This window comes from Frankia sp. BMG5.60 (assembly GCF_059428125.1).
This window is the reverse complement of record NZ_CM182091.1, coordinates 2,777,168-2,795,704: the sequence shown is the minus strand read 5'-3', so window position 1 is coordinate 2,795,704 and position 18,537 is coordinate 2,777,168. Positions and strand designations below refer to the sequence as shown.

The following is an 18,537-nucleotide window of genomic DNA, read 5'->3' as shown; positions in this document are numbered from 1 at the left end:
GGACACTCGGGACGCGGGACGCCCGTCACCCGGCACAACCCGCCCCCGACAGGTGGACGACAATCCTGGCGTGGGCGAAACGGCTGGCCTCCGGCGCGGCATCCGGACGCTGACGCTGCTCGCCAGCATCGCGATCATCGTGATGCTGGTGCTGGCCGTGGCCTCCGCCCTGCGGTCGCGGCACGCCGCCACCGAGCGGGGAAAGCACCTGGACCCCGCGGCCACGACCACCGCGATGCTCCTCGCCGACTTCGTCGATCAGGAAAGCGCGTTGCGCGGCTACATCGTCACCCGCGACCGCGGCTTCCTGGAGCCCTTCGACGACTCCCGGCGTTCGGTCCCCGCGCTCAACGCACGGCTGGACGAGCTGCTGGCCGACTTCCCCGACCTGCGGGCGCAGCGGACCCGGGTGGACGTCGCCTACGGGACCTGGCGGCGCGAGGTCGTCGAGCCGGAGCTGGCCGCGATGGCCCGCGGCGACGTGGCCGGGGCCGCCGGCATCGTCCGCGCGAACGCCCGCCGCGACTTCGACGAGCTGCGCGGCCAGGCCGCTCGCCTCGCCGGACAGATCGACCGCGAGCAGGTCGAGGCGTCCGGTCGGGTCGAGAGCTCCTCCGTGCTGCTGCTGAGCTCGCTGGCCAGCGCGATGTTCGTCATCCTCGGTGTCCTGGTGACGATCATGATCGTGTTGCGGCGCTGGCTGCTGCGTCCGATCGGCGCCTTGCAACGCTCGGTCAACTCCGTGGCGGCCGGGCGATACGACACGCGGATCCCCTCGGTGGGCCCGGCGGAGATCGTGGCGCTGGCGGCCGACGTCGAGACGATGCGCGCCCAGCTCGTGCGCCTCGTGCGGCAGAACGAGCGGTCCTGGGAGGCCCTGGCGCAGCAGGGACCCGCCGTCATCGCCCTGCGTGACGCACTCACTCCCTCACTGCTGCGAGCCCGCGGGCTGATGTTGCACGGGCGGGTCGATCCGGCCCAGGGGGAGCTCGCGGGGGACTGGTACGACGCCTTCGAGCTGCCCGACGGACGCGTCGCCGTGGTCGTGGGCGACGTCTCGGGCCACGGCGCCGCGGCGGGCGTCTTCGCCCTTCGGCTCAAGCAGCTCCTCGACGCCGCGCTGTCCACCGGCGCCGGGCCGGCCGCCGCGGTGGAATGGGCGGTGGAGAACCTCGGCGAGACCGAGGAGATGTTCGCCACCGCCATCATCGCCGTCGTCGATCCACGCAGCGGGGAGCTGCACTACGTCAACGCCGGCCACCCGGACGCGCTGCTGCTGCGCCGGGCCGGGCCGGCCTGGGCAATGGCCGCGCCGGCCACCCCGCCGACCACCCCGCCGGCCACCCTGTCGACCACCCCGCCGGCCACCCTGTCGACCACCCCGCCGGCCACCCCGCCGTTCGGTGCTGCGCTCCCGGCCATTCCCCGCCCCGCCGCGCCGGCAGACCCGCCGCCCGACGCCGTGGTCGACGCCGCCGACCCGGCCCGCAAGCGGGAGGCCGGCGCCGCGGCGAGCAACGCCGGCGCCGCGGGGACCCGGCCGTCGGCGAGCGTCAGCGCGATCGTGGGGCCGGCGGCCGGCGCGCGCCGGGGGTCGACGAACCCGGCGCCCGCGCCGAAGGGGAACCGCCGCCACGCCGCCGCCCAGATCGTGCGGCTGCCTCCGACGGGGCCGCTGATGTCGGGCCTGCTCGCCGCGCCCGGCGCGTGGGAGATCCGGACGTTGCACCTCGAACCGGGGGACATGCTCATCGCCTACACAGACGGGCTGGTCGAGGCGCGCGACGCTGCCGGGCGCCAGTTCGGCGCGCACCGGCTGATCGCGGAGATCCTGCGCGACCCCGGCCGCACCCCGGTGGGCCTGCTCGACGACGCCTTCGACGCCGTGCGCCGGCATGCCCCGGGCCGGCAGGGCGACGACCGCACCGCGATCATCCTGGCTCGCACCAGCGAGCCGGCGTCGATCACCGGCGGCCGGTCGTAACGCCGACAATCGGCGTGGTTACCGGGGTTTTCGGGTACATCTCCCACCATGAACGACGAGCCCGGCACGGACCGGCCCACCCGCTCGAACCGGACCCTGCGCTCCCTGCCGTCCCGCTTCAGCCCGCTGCGGCTGATCGCCACCATCCTGCTCGCCGTGCTCGTCGTCGGCCTGATCGCGGTGGTGGCCGGGTGGCGGCCCAGCCTCAACCCGTTCAAGGAGCGGACGATCGACCGCAGCTCCCCGGCGGTGCTGCGCTCGTTGGAGGACCTCAGCTCCTACCACGCCGCCGGCGCCCACCTCGAGGTCGTCGTCGATCTCGAGGACGACACCAAGTGGATCCCGGCGGCGCTGAAGGGCGAGCGCACGCTGTTCGTGGGGGTCGGCACGGTCGACTCGACGGTCGACTTCGGTCACCTCGACGCCGATGCCGTCACCGTCTCGCCGGACCGCCGATCGGTGACCATCGAGCTGCCGAACCCGACCCTGTCCACGCCGGTGCTGGACCTCGACCACAGCTACGTCGTCGCCCGCCAGCGCGGGGCGCTGGACCGGGTTGGCGGCCTGCTCGGCGGGGTCAGCAGCGACAAGGCGCTGTACCAGAAGGCCTCGTCGAAGATGACCGACGCGGCCAAGACCGACGGCCAGGTCATCGAGCTGGGCAAGAAGAACACGACCGCCATGCTGCGCGGTCTGCTGGGGGCGCTGGGCTTCACCGACGTCCGCGTGACCTACGCCGCCGACCGCCGCTAGCCGGACGGCTCGCTGGTGGCCTCCCGGCACCGCCCGGCCGCTGGACACGGCCCGCTGGACACGGCCCGCTGGACACGGCCCGCTGGACACGGCCGCCGGATGCGGCCGGAGGACACAGCCGTCCCCCGGCCGTCGCCCGGACGGACGGTACCGGCGGCTCAGCGCCGAGCCGCCTGCTCGGCCACCACCCGGTCGATCTCCGACCGGAAATGCTCGGAGATCTTTATGACGTGCGGTTCCCGAAGCAGATAAAAATGTTCACAAGGGACATAGTGAGTGTCGTGGCTGCCGGTGAGGAAAGCTGACCACGCGTCCTCCGTATCCGGATTTTCGGCCGATCGGTAGACGAGGGTCCGGCCGGCCCACGGCTGCGGCCGGTAGAACCGCTCGAGCAGCCTGCCGTGATTGAAGAAGACGTCGAACTGCTCCATTCCGCCGAACTGCACCACTCCGGTCAGCGGAATCTGCACCATTTTCTTGAGCGTCGCGATGTTGGTGAAGTTCGTCCGCTGTTCCGGCAGTAGCCGCTGGGTGAAGCGCGCCAGCCGGTGGCGGTAGGTGCGGGCGTGTTCCTGCGCACCGCCGGGCGCTACCGGCGCGCCGGCACCGTTCGCGGTGTCGGCGCCCGGCGTTGCGCCGTCCTCCTCGCCGGGCGTGATCCGCAGGGAGGACGGCATGTAGGTGTCCATGATCGACAGGAAGCCGACCTCGTCACCGGCCGCGGTGAGCTGCTGGGCGATCTCCATCGCGATCAGACCGCCGAGGGAGTGCCCGGCCAGCAGGTAGGGGCCCCGCGGCGCGATGATCCGGATGATCTCCAGGTGGCGGCGGGCGGTCTTCTCCACGCTCCAGTCGGGGAAGCCGCGCCGTTCCAGGCCGTGCGCCTGGAAGGCGTAGACCGGCTGGTCGTCGCCGAGCCGGCGGGCGAGCGAGTGGAAGCCGAGCGCGAGCGCGCCGGCTCCGGCGAAGCAGAACAGCGGCGGGCGCGAGCCGGTGGTGCGCAGCGGCACGACGGTCGGGTGGCGGGGGCCGGCCTGCTGGGCCAGCGAGACCGTCCGGGCGAAGGCGCCGAGCGTGGGGGAGTCGACCAGGGCCGACGACGGCAGGGAGACCCCCAGCTTCTCGCCGACGAGGGTGAGCAGCTCGTTGGCGGCGAGCGAGTCGCCGCCGAGCTCCATGAAGTCGTCCTCGATCCCCACCTCCTCCAGGTCCAGGACCCGGGTCCAGATGTCGGCGACGACGATCTCCCACTGGGTCCGCGGCCGGGCGGACCCGGCGGGGGCGGCGGGCGGGGGCGGCAGGGCGCCGCGGTCGACCTTGCCGCGCTCGTTGCGGGGCATCTCCGCCAGCGCCACGATCGTCGTGGGCACCATCCAGACCGGCAGCCGTTCGCGCAGCGCCCGGCGGATGCGCACCGGGGACAGCGTGTTGCCGTTCACCGCCGGGACGACGTAGGCGACCAGGCGGTTCTGCACCCCGGTGGTCACCGCGGTGACCACCGCCTCGGCGATTTCCGCGGAGTTCAGCAGGGCCGCCTCGACCTCGCTCGGCTCCACCAGGTACCCGCGGATCTTCACCGCGGCGTCGCGCCGGCCGAGCAGCACCACCGTGCCGTCGGGTTCGAAACGGCCGAGGTCACCGGTGCGGCAGGTGGTCCGGCCGTCCGGACGCGGGGTGAACTTCTCCGCCGTCAGCTCCGGGCTGCCCCAGTAGCCCGCGGACAGGTACGCCGAGGTCACCTCGACGTCGCCCGACTCGCCGGGCCCGGCGATGGTGCCGTCCTCGCGGCGGAACACCACCTCCTTGCCCGGCGCGGGCAGCCCCGCCGGCACGGTGCCCGCGGGCACCGGCGCGTCCGGCCCGATCTCGAAGAAGCCCAGCGAGGCGATCTCGGAGGCACCCGACCAGTTCACGTAGGTACAGGACGCCGGCACGTGTGGGCGCAGCGCCGCGATGTCGCGGCCGTACGCGGCCTCCCCGCAGGTGGTGACGATCCGCAGGTCGGCGAGGACCTCGTCCGGTTCGAGCGCGCCGAGCAACGCCCGCAGCAGCGACGGAGTGGTCTGCAATGCCGTCAGGTGCTGGGCGTTGATCCAGTCACCGAGACCGGGCAGCCCCGCCGACCGCGGGTCGTAGGCGTAGAGGCCCGCGCCGTTGAGCAGGCCGAACACGACCACGGTGATCCCCGCCGCGAACGAGTACGGCAGCACCAGCGCCAGCCGGTCGCCGGGCGCGAAGCCGAGGCGCTGCGCGCCGGCATAGGCATCGCACAGGAACGTGCCGTGGGTCCACACGACGCCCTTGGGTGCGCCGGTGGAGCCGGAGGTGAACACGATGCAGGCCGGGTCGGTGAGCTGCGGCTCGGGCCACCAGACCGCGTCGGACCCGTTGGCGGCGATCCACTCGGCGCCATCGCTGGCCGCGGCCGCGAGGTCCAGCACCAGCCGGGGACCGTTGCCGGCCAGCAGCTCCAGCAGCGGCTTCGGGTCGACGGTCGCTGCGGCGGGCGCCTGCGCGTCCGGTGACCCCACCGGCCGCAGACCCACCGTGGAGCGGGCCACGGAGCCATCGCCCAGGTCGGTGACCAGCGCCACACAGCCGGCCTGACGGATGATCTGAGCCATCCGCTCGGCCGGCACCATCGGATCGAGCGGGACGACGGGCCGGCCGGTCTTCATCGCCGCCAGCACGCCGAGCAGCCCGGGGACCCCGTGCGGAAGCAGCGTCGCCACCGGGCCGTCCTCGGTCGCGTCGAGGCGCCCCAGCACGGCCACCGCGATGTCGTCCGTGCGGCGGTCGGTCTCGGCGAACGTCATCGTGACGCCCGGGGACACCAACGCCGGGGTGTTGGGCAGGTGCGCGGCGACCTCGCGGAACCGGCTGACCACCGAGGCCGGTAGATCATCGAAGTCCAACGCGGGGAAGGGGACGTCACCTCCGGGCGTCGCGACCGCCAGAGCCGCGCGCCGATCGCTCTCGTTCAATGCCACTCCTTGTCTTCTGTGCTGCCGGCGCCATCGGTCCGTGACAGATGACCCGCGACCACGTGCTCTCGCCGATCGTGGGATCGTCAGTCGCGCGCGACCGGGCGGTCCGTCGAGACCGCCCCGAAGGGCCGTCGCCGCAGCGACGGACGGGGCTGTCGGCGGGATGCCGCCTGACGGGAGTGGGTCGTTCTGGGCGACCCCGCCAAGGAAACACGTGCGGCGCTGCAACCGTTCGCTCGAGGTACACGAACAGCCTCCCCAGCATGCAGTCCGGTATAGCGTGGGACTTTATACCACGATGGTGTGGCTTACTTGTCGTCACCCCTCGTAACCTTGACGGAAGTGTCGGTTTACCCGCTCGTAATCGGGGCCGACGTTTCTCCACTCCGTAAGGATTTGCTGGTCTTGCCGGGTATTCCGGCTACGGCGCGAACCGGTCACCGGTGCCGATCTGCGCTCCTCGGACATTCTCCCGACGGGCGCGTCACGGCGCCCGTCGCCGCCCGGCGCGCCGGCCGGTCGGCGTGTCCACCGGTCGTCGGCGGCCCCGGCCCACTGTCGCCCACGGGTGGTGGGTGGTGGGTGGTGGGCTCGCGCGCGCCCGCCCGGATGCGCACGTTGTTCCTGTTCCGGTACGCAGGCCGCGCGGGCGTTCCCTCGCTCCCCCGCCCCCGCCCGGGGGAGGGGCGAGCACTTCTCGGGCAGCCCGAACGGGCCGGGCGCGGCGCCGGGGCGGCGGGCTGCGGGTACCCCCGCGGACGATCGTGGCAGTCGCCCCGGCGACCACGGCCGCGCCATCGCAACCTCGGTGTCACCTGTGTCACTCTCCACCAGAAGTGCTGCCGAGGGTTGCATCCCGAAGATTGAGCGTCCTAGACTCATGAACTGTGAACGACGGGAGGGCTCAAAGCGGAGGCGGAACGGCGAAGGATCGCCGGGATGCGCCTCTGGGCGGCCCTGCCCGCCGTGGCACCCAGAGATCGATCAAGACGAGGGAGGCCCTTGTGAGCACCTACCTGTGGGACCCGTTCGCGGCGCTGGGGCGGATGGACCGGGAGTTCGACGAGATCGTTCGGCGCGCGTGGGGTACCCGGCGCCCGGCGCTCGCCGGCCGCTCCCAGAGCGCGGAGCTCGCCGTTCCCTCGGCCGACGTCGTCACCGAGGGCGAGGACGTGCTGATCAACCTCGAGTTGCCCGGGATCGATGTGGAGCACGACGTGGTCGTGGAGATCGACCGTGGCCGCCTGGTCGTCCGTGGCCGGCGCGGTGGGCGGCGCGAGCAGGAACGCGCCGGTCGCGTCCACCGCGAGAGCTGGTCCGGCAGCTTCCGCCGGGAGTTCCAGCTCCCCGAGCGGGTCGACGCCTCGCGGATCTCCGCGGGCTACGACCGGGGCGTGCTGACCGTCCGGCTCGCGGGTGCGGCGGCCGAGCCGAAGGCGACCCGCATCGCCGTCACCGCGGCGAGCGGCGGCCACGAGCCGGCCGACGGGGCGAAGCCGGTCGAGGTCGCACCGGCCCAGCCGAGCGAGGCTCCGGCCCTGTCGGCGCAGCCCGCGGCGCAGAGCGAGGGCGGGCGGCCCGAGTCCGCGAACACGCCGGCCGCGTGACGGCGCACCCGGGGTGCGAGTCCCTCCGCACCCCGGCCCGCCGCGGCGTCGGGCCCGGGGCGCATGACCTCCCGGGCCCGCGCCGGCGTCAGCGGCGGCGCAGCGAGTCGCCGGTGGACGACGGCCGGCCGCCGCCCGCGCGGCCCGTCGAGCCACGGCTCGACGGCGGCGGCACCATGGGGCCCACGTCCCCGTCCGGCGCGACGTCCAGGTCGACGACGACCGGCGCGTGGTCGCTGGTTCCGGTTCCCTTGCGGGCTGCCCGGTCCACCCACACCGCGCGCACCCGGCCCGCGACGTCGGCGGACGCCAGCGTCAGGTCGATGCGCATGCCGAAGTTCTTCGGGAAGCAGAGCTGGCGGTAGTCCCAGTAGGTGTAGACGACGTCGTCGGGCCAGCGGGTGCGCAGGACGTCGACGAGACCGGCGTCGACGAGCTCCCCGAGCGCGGCGCGTTCGGCCGGTGTGACGTGCGTGGCGCCCTCGAACTGCGCGACGTCCCACACGTCGGCGTCCGTCGGGGCGATGTTGAAGTCGCCCAGTGTCATCAGCGGGCCCCGGGCCACCTCCGCGGTGACGACGTCGCGCAAGGCGGCCAGCCAGGACAGCTTGTAGGCGTAGTGCGGGTCGTCGACGGTGCGCCCGTTCGGCACGTACAACGACCAGACCCGGATGCCGTCGCAGGTCGCGGCGATCGCGCGGGGTTCTGGGTCGGGGAAGCCCGGGCCGCCCGGCAGGCCCCGTACGACGTCGTCGAGGCTGCCCCGCGACAGGATCGCCACGCCGTTCCACCGGCCGTCGCCGTGATGGGCGACCCGGTAGCCACGCCGGAACAGGTCCTCGTCGAACAGCTCCAGGAAGGCGTCGTCCGACAGCTTCGTCTCCTGCAGGCACACCACGTCCGGTCCGGCGCGGTCCAGCCACTCGATCAGCCGGGCCTGCCTGGCCTTCGCGGAGTTGATGTTCCACGTCGCGATCCGCACAGCAGGTCACGGTAGTCCCGTGCCGCGGCGGCCCCGCGGCCGCTCCCGATCGGCATGCCATGCTGACGCGTGGACGGCGAGCGCACGGTGGCGGGGCGCCCCTACGTGATCTGTAGCTGCGCGATGTCGCTGGACGGCCGGATCGACGACTGCTCGGATGCGCGGCTGATCCTCTCCGGGCCGGCGGACCTCGATCGGGTCGACGAGGTGCGCGCCGGGTGCGACGCGATCCTCGTCGGCGCCGCGACCGTCCGGCGGGACAACCCCCGTCTCGCCGTGCGCGCCGAGCATCGTCGCGCCGCGCGGGTCGCTGCGGGCCTGCCGCCGACCCCGGTCAAGGTGGTGCTCTCCGGCGGCGGCGACCTCGATCCGCGTTCCCGCCTGTTCGGCACCGACCCGGTCGACACGCTCGTCTACCGGCGCGCCGGCAGCGCCGCACCGCCGCCGTCCTGGTCCGTAGCGCCGACCGGCGTCGCCGTCGACCGCACCCGAGCCCTCCCTGCGCCCACCCCCGACGGGGTGCCGGAGGCTGGCGGTCCCGGCCCCGGTCCTGGCGGGCGGGTGAGCGTCGTTGACCTGCCCGGTCGGCCGCTGGTGGACGTCGCCGCGGTGCTCGCCGACCTCGCCCGCCGGGGCGTGCGCCGCCTGCTGGTCGAGGGGGGAACCTCGGTGCACACCGCCTTCCTGACCGCCGGCCTCGTCGACGAGCTCCACCTCGCCGTCGCCCCGTTCTTCGTCGGCGAGCGGGACGCGCCGGCGTTCGTCGGCCCCGGAGCCTTCCCCCAGGGAGTCCATTCCCCGCTGCGGCTGGCCGAGGTCCGACAACTCGACGATGTGGTGCTGCTTCGGTATCTGGTGCCGACGTCGGCCTGAGCGCGCCTCGTCCGGTTTTGTGCGCCCCGGTTTTGTGGGCCTCCGGCCGGGCATCGCTCCATCCGGATCAACCGATCCCATGGTCCGAGGGAGTGATCACTGTGTCGGTGCAGACCGGCGGCCGGCTGCGGCACGCCGTCACCAGCGGCGGCGACGCTGGCAGCCAGGCGAAGGGCGCGGCGCGCCAGGCTCGCCACAGCCGGACGGTCGACATCACGGCCCGCATCGGACTCGCCGGACGGGGCCTGGTCTACGTCCTCATCGGGGTGCTCGCCTTCCAGGTCGCCTTCGGACTGAGCAACGCCCAGACGAACCGTAACGGTGCGCTCGGGGAGATCAAGGACAAGCCGTTCGGGTCCGCGGTCCTGGTCATCATGGTCATCGGTTTTCTCGGGTACGCGGCCTGGCGGCTGCTCGAGGCCGCGGTCGGTGTCCAGGACGAGAACGACGAGAAGAAGCGGACCGCGAAGCGGGTGGTCTCCGCGGCGCGTGGCGTCATCTACCTGGCGATCGCCGGCAGCACGATCAGCTTCCTCGTCTCGGGCGGCGGCGGGTCCGGCGAGCCGGCGCCCTGGACGGCGCGGGTCATGCGCAACGACGCCGGCCGGATACTCGTGGGCATCGTCGGCCTCGTGGTCGTCGGCATCGGCATCGGCATGATCATCCGTGGGGCGAAGCGGAAGTCCGAGGAGAAGCTGAAGACCGGGGAGATGGGCGCCCTCGCCCGTAAGATCGCCAAGCCCGCGGGGCTCGTCGGCTACATCGTGCGCGGCGTCGTGTTCGGGCTGGCCGGGGTGTTCGTGACCAAGGCGGCGATCGAGTTCGACCCGAAGGAGGCCAAGGGCCTCGACGGCACGCTGAAGACCCTCGCCGGGCAGGCGTACGGCCAGTGGCTGCTCACCGTGTGTGCGATCGGCCTGGCGCTGTTCGGCGTCTACTCGTTCTTCGAGGCTCGCTACCGCAAGCTCTGACCGGCGGCGGCCCCCGCGACGGCGGCCCCTTTCGGTGCCCGCGGGCACCGAAAGGGGCCGCTCTCGCGCGCCGGGAAGGCCGCCCGGATGACCGGTCCAGCGCGGTAGCGTGCCTCCTGCCCGGAATCGGCGGCCGCCGAGCCGCGGCTCGGCTCGGCTCGGCGGAGGGGACGCGGATGCGGGCTGGCAGGTCGGCCGGCGGGGCGACCCCGGGACCACGCGCACGCCCCGCCAAGCTGCTCGCCGACATCTCCCCGCTGCGCGAGCATCCGGCCTACCGCCGGCTGTGGGTGGGGGAGACGATCTCCGCCCTCGGCTCCCAGATCACCGCCACCGCGGTGCTGCTGCAGGTCTTCGCCGTCACCCGCTCGTCGTTCCAGGTCGGCCTGGTCAGCCTGGTGGCACTGGTGCCGCTCGTCGCCGGCGGGCTGTTCGGTGGCGCCATCGTGGACGCGGTCGACCGCCGCCGCCTGGCGATGATCACCTCGGGTGGGCTGGCGGCGGTCTCGGCGGCGTTCCTGCTGCTGACTCTCGCCGGCGCCGTCGACGACGTCGCCTGGCCGCTGATGTGCCTGGTCGCCGTGCAGTCCGCGCTGCTGGCCGCCGATCAGCCGGCACGCCGGGCGATGACGCCCAACCTGATCCCGCTCGAGCACCTGCCGGCCGCCAGCGCCCTGGCCCAGATCGGCGGCACCGCCGCCGGGGTGTTCGGCCCGCTCATCGCCGGCGTGACCGTGGCTGCCGGCGGCTTCTCGGTCGCCTACGCAGTCGACCTGGTCACCTTCGCCGCCCCCCTGCACGGGCTGGCCCGGCTGCCGGCGATGCCACCGCGCGGCGGCGGGCGCGGCGCGGGGGTGGCCAGCGTCGCCGAGGGGCTGCGGTTCCTGCGCGGGCAGCCGGTGCTGTTGATGACCTTCGTGGTCGACCTCATCGCGATGGTGTTCGGGATGCCGCGGGCGTTGTTCCCGGCGCTCGCCGAGGGCCGCTTCGGTGGGGGGAGCGCGACGGCGGGCGCGATGTACTCGGCGGTCGCGGTCGGCTCCCTGCTCGCCGCCGGGCTGTCCGGCCCGCTCGGCGGGGTCCGCCGCCAGGGGCTCGCGGTGGTGGTCTCGATCGCCCTGTGGGGCGGGGCGATCGCCGGCTTCGGCCTGGCCCACGACATCGCGCTCGGCCTGGCGCTGCTGGCGCTCGCGGGGGCCGCCGACATGGTCAGCGCCATCCTGCGCAACGCGATCCTCAACGTCGCCACCCCCGACGAGATGCGCGGCCGGCTGCAGGGCGTGTTCCTCGTCGTCGTCACCGGCGGGCCACGGCTCGGGGACCTGGAGGCCGGCAGCGTCGCTGCGGTCACCTCGCCGGCGTTCTCGGTGATCAGCGGGGGACTGGCCGGCATCGGCTGCCTGCTGCTGGCGACGGCCGCGGTACCCGCGCTGATCCGCTACGACGCGAAGGCCGCCGTCGCGCAGGCGAAGGCACTGTCGTCGGAGCCGCCCCCGCCCCCGCCTGCCACCGCCTCACCTGCCTCACCCGCCCTGCCCACCTCACCCGCCCTGCCCGCCCTGCCCGTCCTGCCCGCCCGGGGCGAGGCTCCGGCGGTACCCCATCCCTCCGGTGGCACCCCCCGGGACACCCTCGATCCGAGCGCCTAGACGAGTGCGTCCTGTCGAACCTCCGACCACGAACCTGCATCGGTACCGGCCGGTTACGGCGCGCGGGACGCGTTGCGGTGCGATTCGTACGGTCTCGAGGTTCAGACCGTGCTGAACGCACCGCATTCCTCCCGGAGCGCATCGTTACGGGATCGTTACTGTGACGCCGTCCCGCCGACATCGTCCTCTCGTCGAATGTCAGTTGACGATGGTTCATGTGGGGAGACATGTCGGGGGTGGTCGACCGTGACCGGCACGTCGGGCTCCGGGTGCACGTCGCTGGCGGAACGGGCCGCCGCCGACGGCACGACCTTCGTCCTGGCGACCTTCGTCGATCTCGACGGCAAGCCGTGCGCCAAGCTGGTCCCGGCCGCGGCGCTCGACCGCGCCCAGGCCGACGGGGTCGGGTTCGCCGGCTTCGCGGCCGGCGGCACCGGTCAGGTGCCGGGTGATCCGGACATCATCGCGATGCCCGATCCGGACTCGTACGTGGCGCTGCCGTCCGTCCGGCCGGGGCTGGCGATGGTGCAGTGTGACCCGCACGTCGACGGCGCGCCGTGGCCGTTCGCGCCGCGGATCATCCTGCGCCGGCTGCGCGAGCGGCTGGCCGGCGCCGGGATGGCGATGCAGGTCGGCGCCGAGTGCGAGTACTTCCTCGTCCGCCGCGGTCCGGGCGGGACCATCGCCCCCGCCGACGCCGAGGACGCCGCCGTGAAGCCCTGTTACGACGCCCGCGACCTCACCCGGATGTACGACCACCTCACCGACGTCTCCGCCGCGCTGAACGCCCTGGGCTGGGACAACTACGCCAACGACCACGAGGACGGAAACGGCCAGTTCGAGCAGAACTTCGGCCATGCCGACGCCCTCACCACGGCCGACCGGGTCATCGCGTTGCGCTACCTCGTCCGGATGACGGCCGAGCGGCGCGGGATGATCGCCACCTTCATGCCCAAGCCGTTCACCGGGCTGACCGGCAGCGGCATGCACCTGCACGTGTCCCTGTGGGCGGGCGATCGGGCGCTGTTCCCCGACGACTCCGACCCGCGCGGCCTGGGTCTGTCCTCGCTTGCCTACTCCTTCATCGGCGGGGTGCTCAGCCACGTGCCGGCCCTGCTCGCGCTGCTCACCCCGACGGTCAACTCCTTCAAGCGGACGGGCGCGCCGCCGCCGACCTCCGGCGCCACCTGGACGCCGACCCGGGCTACCTACGGCGGCAACGACCGGACCCACCTGATCCGGGTGGTCGACGGCGCGGCGAACCCCTACCTGGCGATCGCCGGGCTCATCGCGGCGGGCCTCGACGGCATCAACGCCGGGCTCGATCCGGGCCCGCCCGGCGGACCCGCCGGGCCGGGCCGCGCCGCCGCCGTGGCCGCGGAACTGCCGCCGACGCTGCTGCACGCCGTGGAGGCGTTCGCGGCCGATCCGGTGATCACCGCGGCGCTCGCGGCCGCGGGCGGTGCCGGCGTCCCGGCGTACTACGCCGCACGGCGGCGGGCGGAGTTCCTGGACTGGCACAGCCGGGTGGGTTCCTGGGAGATCGAGCGTTACCTCACGGCGTTCTGAGGTTGTGACGTTCGGGCGGGGCGCCGGGTCGGAACGTCCGCGGGCGAGAGGAGAAGCGTCGGCATGTGTGGCATCGCTGGCCTGCACCTGAAGGACGACACCTACCGGGATCGGCTCGGCGCCCTGATCGCGGGCATGCTGCGCGGCGTCGCCGAACGCGGCCCCGACTCGGCGGGAGTCGCCATCCACTCCGACGGGCTGGAGGTCCTCAAGGCGGTCGGTGACCCGGTCGCGTTCGCCGCCCGGATCGGCCTCGCCACCCGGTCGGGGGTCCGCGCGCTCGCGCACACCCGGATGGCGACCGAATCCGCGGTCACCGCCGCGCACTGCCACCCGTTCGCGGTCCGCCCACCCGAGCCCGCCGGCGGAACCGTCGCCGGCGGACGGGCGATCGCGACCGCGGCCGCGTCGCCGACCGCCACCGCCACCGCGATGCCGACCGCCGGACCGGTGCCGGGGCTGGGGCTGGGGGCGAAGCCGGTCGACACGGCACTCTGCCTGGTCCACAACGGGTCGTTCGCGAACCACGCCACCATTCGGCGCCGGCTCGCCGACGAGGGCGTGACCACCGAGACCGACAACGACTCCGAGGTCGCCGCCCGCTACCTCGCCGCGCGTCTGGCCGCCGGCGACGACCTGGCTGCGGCCCTGCGCCGGCTCACCGCGACCTTCGACGGCTTCTTCACTCTCGCCGTGACCACCGCGGACAGCTTCGCGGTCGTGCGCGACCCGATCGCGTGCAAGCCGGCGATCATCGCCGAGACCGACCGGTGGGTGGCGATGGTGTCGGAGTACCGGGCCCTGCTCGGCCTGCCGGGACTCGCCGACGCGGCGGTGTTCGAACCCGAGCCGGCGGAGGTCTACCTGTGGGCAAGCTGACCGGCGCCGTCCGCGGCGCCGCTACCACCGCTACCACCGCTACCACCGCTACCACCGCTACCACCGCTACCACCGCTACCGCCGCTGCCGCTACCGCCGCTACCGCCGCTACCACCACCACCAGCACCGGCGCCGAAACGACCGACCCGGCCGCCGGGGTGGTGCCGGGAGAGCTCGTGCTCGACCTTGCCGAGATGCCGACCCGGCACGTCAACGCGGCACTGCGCGCCCTGCCGGACGGCGCGCGGGCCCGGCTGGTCAACCCCGCCGGCCGGCACAACCTCGCGGTGGGGCTCACCCAGGCGGTCCGGGTGACGATCGCGGGGCCTGCCGGCTACTACATCGGCGGTCTCGGCGAGGCGGCCGAGGTGACCGTGGACGGGCCGGTCGGCTGGGGCGCGGGGGAGAACCTGATGTCCGGCACCGTGCGGGTACGCGGCGCGGCCAGTCAGAGCGCGGCGGCGTCCGCGCACGGCGGTCTCGTCGTCGTCGAGGGCGACGCGTCGCTGCGCGCCGGCATCTCGCTCAAGGGCGGCCGGCTCGCGGTCGCGGGGGACGTCGGCCGGTACTGCGCGTTCCTGGCGCAGGCCGGGACGATCCTCGTCGGCGGCGACGCGGGCGACGCCCTCGGCGACTCCCTCTACGAGGCGGTGATCTACGTGGCCGGGCGCGTGCGCGGCCTCGGCACCGACGCCCGGGTCGAGGACCTCACCGCCGCCGACGTGGCCGCGGTGCGGGCGCTGGCGGCGCAGGCCTGCTTCGACCACGTCGATCCGGAGAACGTCACCCGGGTGGCGTCGGCCCGCCAGCTCTACCACTTCGACACCGCCCATCACGGCGCCTACTGATCGGAGTCGACGATGCCCCACCCCGACACGATCGATGGTCCGCACCCGCGGCCCGCGGACGAGTGGTACCCGCCGCACCACACCTTCGGCCCGCCGGTCCTCGCCGAGATCCGCGAGCGCGCGGAGCTGGGGCGCTACCCGATCCGCGGCTGGGGCGCGCGCCGCGCCGTCCCGGACTTCGACGACCTGCTGCTGCTCACCGCCAGCGCCTCGCGCTACCCGCTGGAGGGCTACCGCGAGCGCTGCGACACGCGGACCGTCCTCGGCGCCCGCCGCGCCGCCCGCCCGGTGGTCCTCGACATTCCGATCACCATCGCGGGGATGTCGTTCGGCTCGCTGTCGGCGAATGCGAAGGAGGCGCTGGGCCGCGCGGCGTCGCTGGTCGGGACGTCCACGACGACGGGTGACGGCGGGATGACGCCGGAGGAGCGGTCGGCCTCGACGACGCTGGTGTACCAGTGCCTGCCGTCGCGCTACGGGTTCAACCCGACCGATCTGCGCGCCGCCGACGCGGTGGAGATCGTGCTCGGTCAGGGAGCGAAGCCGGGCGGTGGCGGGATGCTGCTCGGGCAGAAGGTCGGCGCCCGGGTGGCGGGAATGCGCACCCTGCCCGAGGGGGTCGACCAGCGCTCGGCGAGCCGACATCCGGACTGGACTGGCCCTGACGACCTGAAGATCAAGATCGAGGAGATCCGCGAGGTCACCGACTGGCAGGTGCCCGTCTACGTCAAGATCGGCGCGACCAGGGTGGACCATGACGTGCGCCTCGCCGTCGCCGCCGGCGCGGACGTCGTCGTCGTCGACGGGATGCAGGGGGGCACCGGAGCCACCCAGGACGCCTTCATCGAGCACACCGGGATCCCCACCCTGGCCGCGGTGCGCCTGGCCGCCACGGCGCTGGCCGACCTGCGGCTCACCGGCGACGTGGGGCTGATCATCTCGGGTGGCGTCCGCACCGGGGCCGACGTCGCCAAGGCGCTCGCGCTCGGCGCGGACGCCGTCTCCCTCGGCGTCGCCCCGCTCGTCGCGCTGGGCTGCAACGCCCCGACCTACCGCCGCCTCGCCCCCCAAGCCCCTCGCGTCGATCGGGCCGGCGGGTCGGGCGGTGCCGGCGATGGTCCTGGCGCGGCCTTCAACGGCGTGGAGATCGACGTGACGCGGGAGTACGCCGCGCTCGGCACCGTGCCGGGCCACTGCACGCACTGCCACACCGGCCGCTGCCCGGTCGGCGTCACCACCCAGGACGACGGGCTGGCCGCCCGCCTCGACCCGGCGCTCGGCGCCCACCGGGTGGCCAACTACCTGCGGGCGCTGGCGATGGAGACGGCGATGCTCGCCCGCGCCTGCGGCAAGAGCGACGTGCACCGCCTCGAACCCGAGGACCTCGTCGCGCTCACCGTCGAGGCGGCGGCGATGGCCGGGGTGCCGCTGGCCGGAACCGACTGGATTCCCGGCCGATGACCGTGCAGGCGAGCGCCGACGTCGTGATCGTCGGCGGCGGCATCGAGGGGGCCGCGACCGCCTGGGCGCTGACCCGCAAGGGCGTGTGCAACGTGCTGGTGCTCGAACGGGCCACCGTCGGCTCCGGCGGGACCGGCCGGTCCAGCGGCATCGTCCGCTGCCACTACGGGGTGCGTTCGCTCGCCGTGATGGCCTGGCACGGCGTGCAGTTGTTCACCCATGCCGCCGAGATCCTCGGGGTGGCCGACGGAGTCGGCTTCGAGCAGGTCGGCTACCTCGTCGGCGTCGGCCCGGGTGATGCCGCGGCGCTGGCGGCCAACGTCGCGGCGGCGGCGGCGGTCGGCATCGACACCCGCCTCGCCGACCCCGCGGAGGTCGCCGAGCTGTGGCCGGGCGCCGATCTCGCCGACTTCGCGGCGTTCGCCTACGAGCCGCGCGGCGGTTACGGCGACGCCTACCGGACCTGCCACGCGTACCTGGCCGCGGCCCGCCAGGGCGGGGTCCGGGTCCGCCAGGGCGCCCCGGTGACACGCATCCTGACCTCGGGTGACCGAGCAGACGGGGGCGCGCGAGCAGACGGGGGCGCGCGAGCCGGCGGGGATGAGAGTGCCGGTGGCGGGCGCTTCGAGGGGGGCGAGGGGCCCGGCGGGCGGGCGATCGGGGTGGAGCTCGCCGACGGCAGCCGGATCGCCGCCGGCACGGTCGTGCTCGCGGCGGGCGTGTGGTCGGCGGCGCTGGCCGCCGGGGTCGGCGTCGACCTGCCGCTGCGGGCCCAACGGGAGCAGATCCTGCTGGTGGCGCCGGGCGCGCCGGTCGGGAACGTACCGGTGCTGTCCGACCTGGTCGGCCTGCAGTACGTGCGCCCGGAGCGCTCCGGCGACCTGCTGGTCGGCAACAGCGACCACAGCCGCCCGCAGTGGGTCGACCCCGACGCCTACCCGGGCGCCGCGGACCCGCAGTACGTGGAGCGCGCGGTCGGCCGGTTCGCCCGTCGTTTCCCGGGCCTGCCCGAGGTGGCGCTGTCGTCGTCCTACGCCGGCTGCTACGACGTCACCCCCGACTACAACCCGATCATCTCGGCGACGCCGGTCGACGGGTTGTTCGTCGCGGCGGGGTTCAGCGGCCACGGCTTCAAGATTTCGGTCGCGGTCGGTGAGCTCGTCGCGGACCTCGTCGTCGACGGGGATTCCAGCCATCCCCTCATCCCCGCCGCCGACTTCCGTCTCTCCCGCTTCGCCGAGAACGCCCCCCTGGTCAGCCCGCACCCCTACGCCGCCGCCGGCCAGATGCGCTGAGCCAGGTCGGGCGTCAGGGGCGGTCGTGGGAGCCGTAGGCGGTGACGGACAGGAAGCGGATCGGCAGCTCCAGCAGGCGGACTGGGCCGTGTGGCCCCTGGCCATCGAACATCAACGCGTCGCCGGGGTGCAGCACGTAGCGGGCCTCGCCGTGCCCGTACTCCAGCACGCCGTCGAGGAGGTAGAGGAACTCGGTGCCCTCGTGCTGGAACAGCGGGAAGACCTCGCTGGCCTCGGTCAGGGTGACCAGCAGGGGCTCCATCCGCTTGGCTCCCCCGCGCAGGGTGCCCAGCAGCTCGTAGAGGTGGCCGACCCGGCTGCCGCGGCGCACGATCCGGGCGCCGTGCCCGGCGGGCACGAACACCGCCTCCCGCTCGTCGTCGACGCCGCGGAACAGCGCCGTCACGGGGACGCCGAGCCCGGCGGCGAGCCGACCGAGGGTGGACAGGCTGCAGGAGGTCTGGGCATTCTCGATCTTCGAGAGCATCGCCTTGGACATCTCGGTGCGCCGCGCGAGCTCCGCGACCGAGAGCGCGGCGGCGAGGCGGTACTCGCGGACCCGGGCGGCGATGACCCGTTCGAGGGCCTGCTCGCCCGGCTCGGTGGACACAGCATGCAGCGTAGGGCGTCGAGACCGGGGCACGGTCGGCCCGGCATCGACGTCAGGCCCCGGCGGACG

At 74.0% G+C, this 18,537-nt stretch carries 14 protein-coding genes; 11 read left to right on the top strand and 3 right to left on the bottom strand.

Going from position 1 to position 18,537, the window contains the following annotated elements:
* Positions 1–70 precede the first annotated feature (70 nt).
* On the top strand, positions 71–1,984 hold the full coding sequence (locus AC5R91_RS11235) for a PP2C family protein-serine/threonine phosphatase (protein ID WP_495397085.1): 1,914 nt from the start codon (positions 71–73) through the stop codon (positions 1,982–1,984).
* 48 nt (positions 1,985–2,032) lie between these two features.
* Positions 2,033–2,737 carry a DUF4230 domain-containing protein gene (locus tag AC5R91_RS11230; protein WP_495397084.1) on the top strand — a complete coding sequence of 235 codons (705 nt, stop codon included), beginning with the start codon at positions 2,033–2,035 and terminating at the stop codon, positions 2,735–2,737.
* A gap of 158 nt (positions 2,738–2,895) precedes the next feature.
* Here AC5R91_RS11230 and AC5R91_RS11225 read toward each other — a convergent pair whose 3' ends face one another.
* Complete coding sequence (locus tag AC5R91_RS11225; protein ID WP_495397083.1) at positions 2,896–5,727, bottom strand: alpha/beta fold hydrolase; 2,832 nt, start codon at positions 5,725–5,727, stop codon at positions 2,896–2,898.
* A gap of 1,001 nt (positions 5,728–6,728) precedes the next feature.
* On the opposite strand from AC5R91_RS11225, the gene AC5R91_RS11220 reads away from it, so the two are divergent.
* Positions 6,729–7,331, top strand: coding sequence for an Hsp20/alpha crystallin family protein (locus tag AC5R91_RS11220; protein ID WP_495397082.1), 603 nt, complete (start codon positions 6,729–6,731; stop codon positions 7,329–7,331).
* 88 nt (positions 7,332–7,419) lie between these two features.
* Here the strand turns inward: AC5R91_RS11220 and AC5R91_RS11215 are convergent, their stop codons facing one another.
* Positions 7,420–8,313: an exodeoxyribonuclease III gene (locus tag AC5R91_RS11215; RefSeq protein WP_495397081.1), complete on the bottom strand. Its 894-nt coding sequence runs from the start codon at positions 8,311–8,313 to the stop codon at positions 7,420–7,422.
* Positions 8,314–8,400: 87 nt separating this feature from the next.
* On the opposite strand from AC5R91_RS11215, the gene AC5R91_RS11210 reads away from it, so the two are divergent.
* From AC5R91_RS11210 to AC5R91_RS11175, 8 genes are all read left to right on the top strand, one after another.
* The gene (locus tag AC5R91_RS11210; RefSeq protein WP_495397080.1) at positions 8,401–9,186 is read left to right on the top strand and encodes a RibD family protein; all 786 of its coding nucleotides are present in this window, start codon (positions 8,401–8,403) and stop codon (positions 9,184–9,186) included.
* A 101-nt stretch (positions 9,187–9,287) separates the two neighbouring features.
* Entirely contained in the window at positions 9,288–10,157 is an 870-nt protein-coding gene (locus AC5R91_RS11205; protein WP_495397079.1) for a DUF1206 domain-containing protein, read from the top strand.
* Positions 10,158–10,333: 176 nt separating this feature from the next.
* On the top strand, positions 10,334–11,806 hold the full coding sequence (locus AC5R91_RS11200; protein WP_495397078.1) for an MFS transporter: 1,473 nt from the start codon (positions 10,334–10,336) through the stop codon (positions 11,804–11,806).
* 246 nt (positions 11,807–12,052) lie between these two features.
* Entirely contained in the window at positions 12,053–13,375 is a 1,323-nt protein-coding gene (gene glnT, locus AC5R91_RS11195; RefSeq protein ID WP_495397077.1) for a type III glutamate--ammonia ligase, read from the top strand.
* A gap of 63 nt (positions 13,376–13,438) precedes the next feature.
* Positions 13,439–14,254 (top strand): class II glutamine amidotransferase domain-containing protein, encoded by an 816-nt coding sequence (locus tag AC5R91_RS11190; RefSeq protein WP_495397076.1) that lies wholly within the window; start codon positions 13,439–13,441, stop codon positions 14,252–14,254.
* Complete coding sequence (locus tag AC5R91_RS11185; protein WP_495397075.1) at positions 14,242–15,102, top strand: glutamate synthase; 861 nt, start codon at positions 14,242–14,244, stop codon at positions 15,100–15,102. Before AC5R91_RS11190 ends, AC5R91_RS11185 begins: the two co-directional genes overlap by 13 nt.
* A gap of 12 nt (positions 15,103–15,114) precedes the next feature.
* Positions 15,115–16,563 carry an FMN-binding glutamate synthase family protein gene (locus AC5R91_RS11180; RefSeq protein WP_495397074.1) on the top strand — a complete coding sequence of 483 codons (1,449 nt, stop codon included), beginning with the start codon at positions 15,115–15,117 and terminating at the stop codon, positions 16,561–16,563.
* Positions 16,560–17,858: an NAD(P)/FAD-dependent oxidoreductase gene (locus tag AC5R91_RS11175; RefSeq protein ID WP_495397073.1), complete on the top strand. Its 1,299-nt coding sequence runs from the start codon at positions 16,560–16,562 to the stop codon at positions 17,856–17,858. The genes AC5R91_RS11180 and AC5R91_RS11175 overlap by 4 nt, the downstream gene beginning before the upstream one ends.
* Before the next feature lie 13 nt (positions 17,859–17,871).
* Here the strand turns inward: AC5R91_RS11175 and AC5R91_RS11170 are convergent, their stop codons facing one another.
* Complete coding sequence (locus AC5R91_RS11170) at positions 17,872–18,468, bottom strand: helix-turn-helix domain-containing protein (protein ID WP_495397072.1); 597 nt, start codon at positions 18,466–18,468, stop codon at positions 17,872–17,874.
* Positions 18,469–18,537: the final 69 nt, after the last annotated feature.

Excerpts from the sequence above, each read along its gene's own strand:
- AC5R91_RS11190 (WP_495397076.1), top strand. The coding sequence starts at position 13,439 with ATGTGTGGCATCGCTGGCCTGCACCTGAAGGACGACACCTACCGGGAT.
- AC5R91_RS11200 (WP_495397078.1), top strand. The coding sequence starts at position 10,334 with ATGCGGGCTGGCAGGTCGGCCGGCGGGGCGACCCCGGGACCACGCGCA.
- AC5R91_RS11180 (WP_495397074.1), top strand. The coding sequence starts at position 15,115 with ATGCCCCACCCCGACACGATCGATGGTCCGCACCCGCGGCCCGCGGAC.
- AC5R91_RS11175 (WP_495397073.1), top strand. The coding sequence starts at position 16,560 with ATGACCGTGCAGGCGAGCGCCGACGTCGTGATCGTCGGCGGCGGCATC.
- AC5R91_RS11230 (WP_495397084.1), top strand. The coding sequence starts at position 2,033 with ATGAACGACGAGCCCGGCACGGACCGGCCCACCCGCTCGAACCGGACC.